The organism is Parasynechococcus sp. (assembly GCF_045559935.1).
Classification (GTDB): domain Bacteria; phylum Cyanobacteriota; class Cyanobacteriia; order PCC-6307; family Cyanobiaceae; genus Parasynechococcus.
Map to the genome: position 1 here is coordinate 32,550 of NZ_JBJLJL010000010.1, position 9,497 is coordinate 42,046.

Genomic DNA, 9,497 nt, shown 5'->3' on the forward strand with positions numbered 1-9,497 from the left:
TGCGTTCACCGAGGTCTCAACAGGAAGAAGACCTTGGTTGCGTCGCGGTCTGGAGGTGATGCCACCTCCAGATTTTCCTCGGGTCGTTCCCGTGCTGATCGGTCTCTTCCAGATGTTGCACGACTGGCCTCCTCAAGCTTCAACCTTCAAGCTCTGGTGATCCGTGCTGTTCATAGTTGAAATCCTGCAGTCCGTACTGAGCCAACCGTTTTCCGGAGCGACGATCACTCAACGCCACCACCAAATCGCTCTCGCTCCAGTTCCGTCGGTTGATCAGCTCATTGAAGGCTTCCATCGCTTCGTCGAGATCCTCGTAGTCGCCCACCTGGCGGTACTGCCGCGAGTCTTCGCCGACTGAAATTGCGAACGTCATTCCTCAGGCAGTTCCCGATGGGAGGAGTCTGGCCAATTCGCCTGATCACCGATCGATGTCAACCTGCCGTTGACGCCACCCCTTCATGACCCCACCTCAGCCCCTGCTGGACCGTCTCGCTGAAATCCCCGAAATGCAGCGGGGTTGCCGGCGACTGGTGCTGCTGTTCAGTCAGCTCGGGGATTTCGACTCCCTGGAGTACGCCCAGGCGTTGGTGCCGGCACTTCCTTCTCTGGATCGGGCCGGCATCCGCCTGCTGGCCATCGGCATCGGGGATTCTGCTGGAGCCGAGCGTTTTGCGACCTTCACCGGCTTTCCCCGCGATCGGCTGCAGGTGGAGAGCGATGCGCAGCTGCACCGCGCCTGTGGCCTGTACGAAGGACTCGCCACCGGGGCAGGTGCCTGGCCTGATCTGCTGCTGATGTGCGCCGGGTTCGGCTCCCCTGGAACCCTCGCCGAGGTGTTCCGTGGTTACAGCGGCGATCGCTCGGCAGCGCAGCGGTTTGACAGCCCCCTGTTCCGGCTTGCTGGGGGCGACGGGTTCCAGAGACCGTTCGAACTGGCCACGGTGCGGTTGAACAACATGATCGAGGTGCTGGGTCGCTGGCGCCGATATGTGCCGGACGATCGCTGGATGTGTCAGCGCGGCGGCACCTTTCTGCTCGAAGAGGACGATTCCCTGCTCTACGAGCATCGCGATCGCGGCATCCTCGGGTTCTCCGAAACGATGAATCGTCCTCTCCAGTTTCTGGATCCCTATCTGGCGGTCTGAACGATCCTCACCGTCAGGTGTCGAACAGGTCGTTCAGGGACAGATCGTCTCGACGCAGCAGGGCGAACGTGGTGCCGGCATTGCCGCGGCAGATGCGCAGCTGCTGATCCAGCACGGTGATGTCGAGCCAGGCCGGGAAGCTCTGCTGCACATCCCGCAGCAGTTGCAGGCGTCCGCCACCGGGCAGCTGCGGTCCCACCCAGCCTCCGCGGCGGAAGCGGACCTCCACACGACATCCCTCCAGCTGTTTCAGATCGGCCTGAACGCTGATGCCGGCGAGAACCCCCAGAGCACCTCTCAGCCGCAGCAGGTTGCAGCCGCGCCCATTCTCCGGATCCAGGGCCTGCAGGTTGTCCAGCCAGGGAGCCTGTTTCAGCCAGGGTTGCGTCGAGCTGCTCCAGCGCAGCTCCCAGACCCCGCTCAGCAGATCAGCGTCAAGGGGCAGGTCCGCCGGCTGCTCCTGTTCCAACCGGTCCACCAGCTGGGGTAGATCCTTGGCGGAAGGGTCGTGGCGCAGCCGCTCCAGCAGTGTGTTCCGCGTCTGTGTCACCGTCCCTGCAGTTCAGGTGCCGCCATGCTGTCCGGTCCGCGTCCGATCCGCCGTCGTCTGTGTGGCCTTCTGCTGGCCCTGCTGACGGCTCCTTTGACGGCCCCTCATCCGTTGCTGGCATCGGAGGCCTGGGCGCCGGCTGCGGAGCCGGAGGCCTGGAGGATCCGCCGTGATCGTCTGCTCGCCTCCGGACGCCTTCCTGCTGCGGACTGGGTGTACATGGACTCGATGGGCACGGATCGCCTCGAGGCCGGCGAGTATCTGAGCAATCCCAGCCGCTCCGGAGATGTGGTCACCTTCGAGGCGGCTGTGATGCTGCGGCGGGCCGGAGAGCGAGCCTGGACCGTGCGATCGATCCCGATGCGCGCCCGCTGTGATCTGGGCGTGATGGAACGCCGGAATGAATCCGGTGAGTGGGGCCCCTACCCCGGTCGACCCGACACGGCCGTTAAGGTCCGCTGGATCTGCAGGCAGTCATGACCCGCCCGGCCTTTCTGTACGAACAACCGGAGCGATTCGGGGAATCCCTCACCACCGCCCGCCCGTGGAACACAACGGCCCTGGCTTCCGTCGAACGTCTCAACGGCAGAGCCGCGATGATCGGTTTCACGGCCGCCGTGGTCGGGGAACTGATCAGCGGACACGGCATCGTCGGTCAGCTGACGGCGGTGGTGCGCTGGTACCTGGAGCTGGGCTGAGCGATGCCCGCCGTCCGCGTTCTTGAAGAGTCCCAGCGCTACAAGCTGGATGGCAGTGACGATGCTCTCTTCTACAGCGAGCCCCGCTTCGTGCATCACCTGGATGCCGGCTTCCGGGCGACCCTGACGCAGCTCTACCGGGAGCGGATCCCCCCCTGCGCCGTGGTGCTGGATCTGATGAGCAGCTGGGTCAGCCACCTGCCTGAGGAGATCGCCTACGACGAGGTGATCGGTCACGGTCTCAATGACGAGGAGCTGGCGGCGAATCCACGGCTCGACCGCCACTGGGTCCAGAACCTCAACCGCGATCAGGTGCTGCCGCTTGAGGATGCCAGTGTTGACGTCACCCTGATCGTGGCGGGCTGGCAGTATCTGCAGCAGCCGGAGGCCATCGCCGCTGAGCTTCTTCGAGTGACCCGGCCGAACGGGGTGCTGATCTGCGCCTTCAGCAACCGGATGTTCTTCAGCAAGGCACCCCAGATCTGGACCGATGGTGACGACCGCGATCACCTCTCCTACGTCGCCACCGTGCTGATGGCCCAGGGATGGCCGAAGCCCGAGATCATCGCCGAACAGACCCGTGGGCAGGGCGTGATGGGTCTGCTCGGAGGCAAGGGCGATCCGTTCTTTGCGGTGGTGGCCAACAAGGCTCTGGGCTGATCAGATCAACTCAGGGTGGTTCGGATCCCCTTTGAAGGGTCCCTCCACCCGGGAGGTGATCCAGCCTCCGTAGAACCCCCCCTGTTGCGGGATGACCCGTTCTCCCTCAACCCAGCACCCATCCATCATCTGTGGATAGAGGGCGAACCAGCCGGCCAGCTCGCGGAATCGCTCCGATGGACTCGGATAGGTCCAGACCGCTCGGGCCAGACGTCGGTCTGCAACGACGACATCGAAGTAGCTGGCGACCCCCTTCCATTCGCAGAACGATGGTCGTCCGCCCACCGGTTGGATCAGATCCGATCGCATCGCCTCCGGCGGCAGGTAGTAGGTCGGTGGATGAAAGGTCTCGAGCACCCGCAGGCTGCGGGTCGTTTCCACCAGGGTCTGCCCCAGAGCCTTCACCAGGATGTGCTCATGGCTGGGCTCGAGGCGAGGGGGTCTTGGGTAGCTGCTGACCCGTTCCACGGTCATGATTTCGTGATAAAGACGCGATGAAATTGATGCTGGTGAGCAATTCTCTGCCGCAGAGGTTTTTATTCTGAAGGGATTATTAAGACTCTCCCCGGCTTAACCGAATCGTTCCCATTTCAAGGCTGGACATGTGCCAATAGTGGGGCATCTTTCGGATACCGACAGGTCCGGCATGACATTCACCCTTCCCGGCCTGCTCCCCTGGACGTTCCGGATCGTTCTCATCGGTCAGCAGATCGTTCTGGAAGCCACTTCGGAAGGCCAGCGTCTGAGCACCGTTCTCGATCCCCGTGCGAGTCGCATCCGCAGCGGCTACGACCTGATCAGCACTCCGCAGTGTGCATTGATCAATCCCCCTTCTTTCGCCTGAGTCACTGCGATCAGGCGGGCTCACACGTCTCGCTTGATCAGCCCGTCCGGTGGTTCTGGAGACCTGAGCGTCACCCAGATCACTTGAGACCGAGCCCGCGATCAGTCATTGTGGCGCCCTTGTACTGACGTTCACGGTGGCGAAGACAGCGGGGTTCGGTGGCAGTGACGGCGGCGGCGGCAAGCGTGGCAGCGGCGGCAAGCGAAAACCCGGCAAGTCGAATCACCGGCGTGAGCAGTGCCCGATGGGCCGCGATCCCGACATTGATGCGATCAAGGCCCGTCAAAGCCTCGGTCTGCCGCTCACCGGTCGTCTCACCGAGCAGCAGGTGAAGCGTGCTCACAAGCTGCTCGCCGTGCAGCACCACCCCGACAAGGGCGGAGATCCGGAGATGATGACCCGATTCAACAACGCTCGCGACGTTCTGCTCGAACCTGAGATGGAAGCGATCCCGGGCTGAGGATCAGCCGTTGCTGCGCCCGATCACCAGCCAGCAGATCAGCAGCAGTCCGCTGAGGCTCACCACCGTGTAGATCCAGTCGGCATACGGGGTCCAGAACAGCGCGACGACGGTCGGCGTCACTTCTCCCAGATCAGAACCAGAACCACGAACAAGGCGCCGAAGACGAGGAACGGCGTGCCGATGGTGATGATCTGCTGGGTGTCCATTTCCAGTTGTGTCCGGATCGAACGTACCACCGAAAAGCCAGGCGCCTCAGCGGATCAGGTTGATCTTGAAAAAGCCCTGGCCGAGCCCGAAGCTGGATGGTCGATCCCTGTGAAGCGTGATCGAGACGTCGAAGTCGAGCAGCCCCTGCGCTTCGATCTGGTCCCGTGACAGACGTCCGCGGCTCTGCTCCTGATAGCGACCGATGATCTCCTCCTTGTGGTCTCCCAGATACGTGACCACTTCCTGGAGCAGGAAGTCTCTCCACTCCTCCCGATCGTGATCCGGCAGCGGTGGTGTCGGTGTGCTCATCTGTCGGCCTCGGCCTCACGGGAGAGAACGAGGTCATGAACCTGTTTCACCAGGGCGGCATTGGCCCGCTTGCCCCGCGACAGGCTGCGGTTGCCGGCGGCCTGCTCGATCAGCTCCTTCATGCCCTGCAGCTCCTGCGCGCGGGCCGCGGGCTCCAGGCGCAGAACCGTGAACGCGGAGGCGCTGACCAGAAAATCAATGCGGCGACGCAGATGTCTGTTCTGACGGGAGCCGATCACGGCCGCGGCGGCAGCACCGCCGGCTGCGGCGAGGACGGGCACGAGCCAGGTCAGCATGTCGCCGCGAGCGTGAATGTCGAGGCAACCGTAGGGGTGATGCGGCGCTAAAGCACCCGATAGCCATACCAGTCCGGTGTCTCCGGAGGGTCCTCGCCGTGATCCAGCGGGGTCAGCTGCAGCCGCCAGCGTCCGTTCCCTTCGATCGGCAGCAGATCATCCAGCTCCTCCGGTGGTGCCAGACCGTGCAGATCATCCTTGTGCACCTGGTCGTATTCCCTCAGCCACAGCCGTTTCGCCCTGGCCTTGGCGGCCTGGGATGAGGTGGCCACCAGCAGCCCGAAGCGATGGCGTTCCGCCATGTCGTTCGGGTCATAGGCGCCCAGGTTCACGAACCAGAGTTGCGGTGTTCCGCTCCTGCGGGCCTCCGTCTCCGGTTCTTCCAGCACCTCCACACGGTGGCCATCCACACGGGTGATGCGCCGGTAGCTGTCCACATGCATCCCCCGGCGCTGACCGATCCACTGCCGGCGCAGATCCGGGATGGTGTCGTCAAAGCAGTCGCCCACCACCCAGCGCACGTCGTGAAGTTCCACATGACATCCCTTGATTCGGCCGCCGAGAACGACGAGGAACAGATCCATCTCAGACCAGCGCTTCGATCAGCACGCCGATCATCAGGGCGATGGCGATCAGTGGCAGTGGTTTCATCCGCCCGCTGACGCTCAGCCAGAGGCTCACGACAAACAACGGCAGCTGAATCCAGGGCAGTCCCACCTGCAGCGCTGTTGCGCTGATCGACACCGCCGCCCCGGCCACCGCTCCCGGAACGCCTGCCAGCAATCCCTCCAGAACCATCCGCACCCGTGGCTGTCGGCGCAGGCGCTGCAGCAGCGGCGTCGCCAGCAGGATGAAGCCGAAGCTGGGCAGGAAGATTCCGATCGTGGCAGCCGCCGCGCCGGCCAGGCCCGCTGCGAAGCCTCCGGCATTCCAGCCCGCCTGGTAGCCGACGAAGGTGCTGGTCAGCACCACAGGCCCGGGGGAGATCTGTCCGATCGCCACACCGTCGAGAAACTCGCCGGGGCTGAGCCAGCCCAGCTCCACCACCTGCTGCTGCAGGAGCGGAATGATCACCAGCCCCCCGCCGAACACCAGCAGACCGGTCTTGAAGAACACGCTGAACAGCCCTGTCATCAGACCGGTTCCGGCGCTGCCGGCTCCAGCGGTCAGACCCAGGGGCAGTGGCAGCAGCAGTGCCGCTCCCTTCGACTGGTCCAGCGGGGCGCTGAACAACCGGGCCAGACCCGCCAGCAGCAGCAGCAGACCGGCGGGAAGCGGCAGGTCGCCCAGGGTATTGAGCAGAACCCCCAGCATCACCAGGGCGGCGGTGAGGATCTGCCACCGCTCGGTGCGCCGGCGGATCAGTTTCCAGGCGAAGGCCCAGATGATCGCGGCCACCACCGGTTGGATGGTCTGCAGCGCGGTCGTGAAGCTGGGAAGTGCCTGCCCGTTGCGCCAGAGCTCACTGAGCAGCAGCACGATCAGCATCCCGGGCAGCAGGAAGCAGGTGCCGCTCACCAGTCCGCCGATCCAGCCATGGCGAAGCCATCCCAGGTAGATCGCCATCTGACTGGAGGCCGGCCCCGGCAAGGCTTCACAGAGGCCGAGGCCTTCCTCGAAGCGCTCAGGATCCACCCACTGGCGGATCTCCACGATCTCGTTGCGCAGCATCGCGATGTGGGCCTGGGGGCCTCCGAAACCCAGCACCCCGATGCGCAGGAACAGTCCGGCGAACTGAGGCCAGGGCACGTTCTGTTTCTCCGGCACAGCTGATGGCGTCGAGCTCATCCGCCCGGTGTGACGATCCGCCCGAAACTTAGATCTCTCCTGAGATCAGCAGCGTGATCTCACGCACCTGATTGCTCCCGTCGGAGCGCCTCCTCCTGCATCCTCTGAATGCGTTCCAGAACGGTTTCGTTGCTCATGCGGTTGTTGAGCCGCTCCACCAGCAGCGGGAAGGCCAGGGGGCCGGGCCGCGGCGTTGCCACATGCAGCCATTCCTGCTGTGCAGCCCGCTGCAGAGCTGCCTCCAGGCGCGACAGCTCCAACTGTTCATCGAGCACCTCACGGCGCGCCTGCAGCAGCAGACGGTTCTGCGGTTCATGGCGTTCGAACACGTCGAACAGCAGCGAGGCACTGATCTGCAGCTGTCCGGTGCTCTTGCCAGATCCTGGAAAGCCTCGATGCATCAGGCCGGCCACCTGAGCGATGGCACGGAAGCGTCGCCGTTGCAGTTCCGAGAGGTTGAGGGCCGCTTCCAGATCGCGTTCCAGATGGTCCGTGTTCAGCAGCAGATCGCTGTGGTCCTCCAGCAGTTCCGCCATCGGGTAGGTCTTCGGTGCCAGCAGCTCGAAGCCGTAGTCGTTCACCGAGACGGTGATCGTGCCCCGCTCCAGCTGTGTGAGACGGGAGGCCCACAGAAAGCCGATGCCTTCATGCACGAAGCGTCCCTCGAAGGGGTAGGCGTAGAGATGGGTTCCCTCCCGCGTGCGGCAGGTTTCGATCAGCAGCTGACCGATGCGGGGGAGAACCGAGAGATCCTGCTGACGTTCGAACAGCGGTGTGAGGGCCTGCAGTTCCGGAGTGTCCAGCTCACCGCGGCTCGCCCGATCCACCTCGAGACGCAGGTGGTGGGTCAGCAGATCCGAGAGCGCCATCTGACCTCCCGCCCAGGCCGGCACAGTGCGGCTCTTGCGGTTGCTCACCTTCACGTAGGCGGTCATGTCCCGCAGCCGCACGAACTCCAGCTGGCGGCCAGAGAAGAAGAACACATCCTTGGGCTTCAGCTGGCCGATGAAGGTTTCCTCCACGTGGCCGAGCACGGCACCCCGCACGAAGCGCACCGTGATCGCTGGTGCAGCGGTGATCGTGCCGATGTTCAGCCGGTGCAGCCGTGCAATGGCGCTGTCCCGCACCCGGAAGCGCTGCACCGCTTCATCCCATTCCAGTTTCCGGTAGCGGGGATAGGCCGCCAGGCAGTCGCCGCCGTGTTCCAGGAAGCGAAGGCACCAGTCCCAGTCCTCCTCAGCCAGGTTGGAGAAGGCGGCACTGCTGCGCACGGCCCGCAACGTCTCCTCCGGGTGGAATCCCGCTCCGCAGGCGAGGCTCGTGAGGTGCTGCAGCAGAACGTCCAACGGTGCATTCGGTGGTTTGCGCTGTTCCACCAGCCCTTCCTCCAGACCGCGTCGAACCGCACTGAGTTCGAGCAGCTCCAGCGCATTCGTGGGCATGAACAGCACCTGGGAGGTTCCGCCCGGCAGGTGCGCGGAGCGTCCCGCCCGTTGCAGCAGCCGCGCCAGGTTCTTGGGGCTGCCGATCTGAACCACCTGCTCCACGGGCTGGAAGTCCACCCCCAGATCCAGGGAGCTGGTGCACACCACCCAGCGGATCGTGCCGGCCTTCACCGACGCTTCGATCGCCTCCCGTTCGCTGCGGTCGATGGCGCTGTGGTGCAGAGCCAGGGCTCCCTCCATCTCCGGGCAGGCGAATCTGAGGCACTGGAACCAACGTTCCGACTGGTTGCGGGTGTTGGTGAACAGCAGTGTGCTGATGCCTGGGTTCATCGCCGCCACCAGGTCCTCGTACATCCGCAACCCGAGATGTCCGGCCCAGGGGAAGCCATCGATCGTTTCCGGAAGCAGGCTGCGGATCTCCGTGACCCGTGCCGGTGCTCCCCCGATGATCACCGGGTCGCCGTCCGTGCCGAGAGCGTGGCGGGCGGCCTGAGCGAGGTTGCCGATGGTGGCGCTGATCGCCCAGGTCTGCAACGACGGCCGCTGCTGACGCAGCCAGCTGAGGCAGAGCTCGGTCTGCGTGCCGCGCTTGCTGCCCATCAGTTCGTGCCATTCATCGAGCACCACCGTGTCGAGATGGCGGAACAGCTCCTCCGCTTTGCTGTTGCTGAGCAGCAGGGTCAGCGATTCCGGTGTGGTGACCAGGATCTGGGGAGGTGACTTCAGCTGTTTCGAGCGTTCGCTGCTGCTGCTGTCGCCGTTGCGGATGCCCACGCGCAAGGGCCAGCGCATCTCGGTGATCGGCTCCCGGATCGCCAGGGCGAGATCACGGCTGAGCGCGCGCAGGGGGGTGATGTACAGCAGTCGGATGCCCGGATGGTCCCCCGTTTCCGCCAGCATTGCGGCGATCGGTCCCATCACGGCGGCGAAGGTCTTGCCGGAGCCGGTGGGCACCTGAATCAGACCGCTGCGGCCCTCGAGATAGGCCGCCCAGCTGCGCTGCTGAAAGGGAAGCGGGCTCCAGCCCCGGCGTTCGAACCAGGACTGGATCGGCACCAGGATCGGGTCAGGGCTCACGGCGCGATTCCGTTC

15 protein-coding genes are annotated in these 9,497 nt (G+C 64.5%); 6 read left to right on the forward strand and 9 right to left on the reverse strand.

All coding sequences use genetic code 11. The features are described from left to right. Positions 1–139: 139 nt before the first annotated feature. Complete coding sequence (locus ACJ0G7_RS10085) at positions 140–373, reverse strand: hypothetical protein (protein WP_043690950.1); 234 nt, start codon at positions 371–373, stop codon at positions 140–142. Positions 374–458: 85 nt separating this feature from the next. On the opposite strand from ACJ0G7_RS10085, the gene ACJ0G7_RS10090 reads away from it, so the two are divergent. Continuing rightward, entirely contained in the window at positions 459–1,145 is a 687-nt protein-coding gene (locus ACJ0G7_RS10090) for a peroxiredoxin-like family protein (RefSeq protein ID WP_407395999.1), read from the forward strand. 13 nt (positions 1,146–1,158) lie between these two features. Here ACJ0G7_RS10090 and ACJ0G7_RS10095 read toward each other — a convergent pair whose 3' ends face one another. After that, positions 1,159–1,695 (reverse strand): PAP/fibrillin family protein, encoded by a 537-nt coding sequence (locus ACJ0G7_RS10095; protein WP_407396001.1) that lies wholly within the window; start codon positions 1,693–1,695, stop codon positions 1,159–1,161. 24 nt (positions 1,696–1,719) lie between these two features. Between ACJ0G7_RS10095 and ACJ0G7_RS10100 the strand changes: the two genes are divergently transcribed. From ACJ0G7_RS10100 to ACJ0G7_RS10110, 3 genes are read left to right on the forward strand one after another with little or no spacing between them, the layout of a single operon-like run. Beyond that, positions 1,720–2,175 (forward strand): hypothetical protein, encoded by a 456-nt coding sequence (locus ACJ0G7_RS10100; protein ID WP_407396003.1) that lies wholly within the window; start codon positions 1,720–1,722, stop codon positions 2,173–2,175. Further along, the gene (locus ACJ0G7_RS10105) at positions 2,172–2,393 is read left to right on the forward strand and encodes a chlorophyll a/b-binding protein (protein ID WP_186485413.1); all 222 of its coding nucleotides are present in this window, start codon (positions 2,172–2,174) and stop codon (positions 2,391–2,393) included. Before ACJ0G7_RS10100 ends, ACJ0G7_RS10105 begins: the two co-directional genes overlap by 4 nt. 3 nt (positions 2,394–2,396) lie before the next feature. Next, the gene (locus ACJ0G7_RS10110; protein WP_043690959.1) at positions 2,397–3,053 is read left to right on the forward strand and encodes a class I SAM-dependent methyltransferase; all 657 of its coding nucleotides are present in this window, start codon (positions 2,397–2,399) and stop codon (positions 3,051–3,053) included. Here the strand turns inward: ACJ0G7_RS10110 and ACJ0G7_RS10115 are convergent, their stop codons facing one another. Then, positions 3,054–3,527 carry a DUF427 domain-containing protein gene (locus ACJ0G7_RS10115; RefSeq protein ID WP_043690961.1) on the reverse strand — a complete coding sequence of 158 codons (474 nt, stop codon included), beginning with the start codon at positions 3,525–3,527 and terminating at the stop codon, positions 3,054–3,056. Between the two features lie 172 nt (positions 3,528–3,699). Between ACJ0G7_RS10115 and ACJ0G7_RS10120 the strand changes: the two genes are divergently transcribed. After that, on the forward strand, positions 3,700–3,897 hold the full coding sequence (locus tag ACJ0G7_RS10120; RefSeq protein ID WP_043690962.1) for a hypothetical protein: 198 nt from the start codon (positions 3,700–3,702) through the stop codon (positions 3,895–3,897). 136 nt (positions 3,898–4,033) lie between these two features. After that, on the forward strand, positions 4,034–4,357 hold the full coding sequence (locus ACJ0G7_RS10125) for a molecular chaperone DnaJ (RefSeq protein ID WP_407396005.1): 324 nt from the start codon (positions 4,034–4,036) through the stop codon (positions 4,355–4,357). 3 nt (positions 4,358–4,360) lie between these two features. Here the strand turns inward: ACJ0G7_RS10125 and ACJ0G7_RS10130 are convergent, their stop codons facing one another. From ACJ0G7_RS10130 to ACJ0G7_RS10155, 6 genes are all read right to left on the reverse strand, one after another. Further along, positions 4,361–4,459 (reverse strand): adenylosuccinate lyase, encoded by a 99-nt coding sequence (locus tag ACJ0G7_RS10130; RefSeq protein ID WP_071839758.1) that lies wholly within the window; start codon positions 4,457–4,459, stop codon positions 4,361–4,363. A 153-nt stretch (positions 4,460–4,612) separates the two neighbouring features. Next, positions 4,613–4,876 carry a hypothetical protein gene (locus tag ACJ0G7_RS10135; protein ID WP_407396006.1) on the reverse strand — a complete coding sequence of 88 codons (264 nt, stop codon included), beginning with the start codon at positions 4,874–4,876 and terminating at the stop codon, positions 4,613–4,615. Further along, positions 4,873–5,172 carry a hypothetical protein gene (locus ACJ0G7_RS10140; protein WP_407396008.1) on the reverse strand — a complete coding sequence of 100 codons (300 nt, stop codon included), beginning with the start codon at positions 5,170–5,172 and terminating at the stop codon, positions 4,873–4,875. Before ACJ0G7_RS10140 ends, ACJ0G7_RS10135 begins: the two co-directional genes overlap by 4 nt. 47 nt (positions 5,173–5,219) lie before the next feature. Further along, positions 5,220–5,756 (reverse strand): DUF1543 domain-containing protein, encoded by a 537-nt coding sequence (locus tag ACJ0G7_RS10145; RefSeq protein ID WP_407396010.1) that lies wholly within the window; start codon positions 5,754–5,756, stop codon positions 5,220–5,222. Position 5,757: 1 nt separating this feature from the next. After that, entirely contained in the window at positions 5,758–6,960 is a 1,203-nt protein-coding gene (gene chrA, locus ACJ0G7_RS10150; protein WP_407396011.1) for a chromate efflux transporter, read from the reverse strand. 59 nt (positions 6,961–7,019) lie between these two features. Next, positions 7,020–9,482, reverse strand: coding sequence for a ligase-associated DNA damage response DEXH box helicase (locus ACJ0G7_RS10155; protein WP_407396013.1), 2,463 nt, complete (start codon positions 9,480–9,482; stop codon positions 7,020–7,022). Between the last annotated feature and the right edge of the window lie 15 nt (positions 9,483–9,497).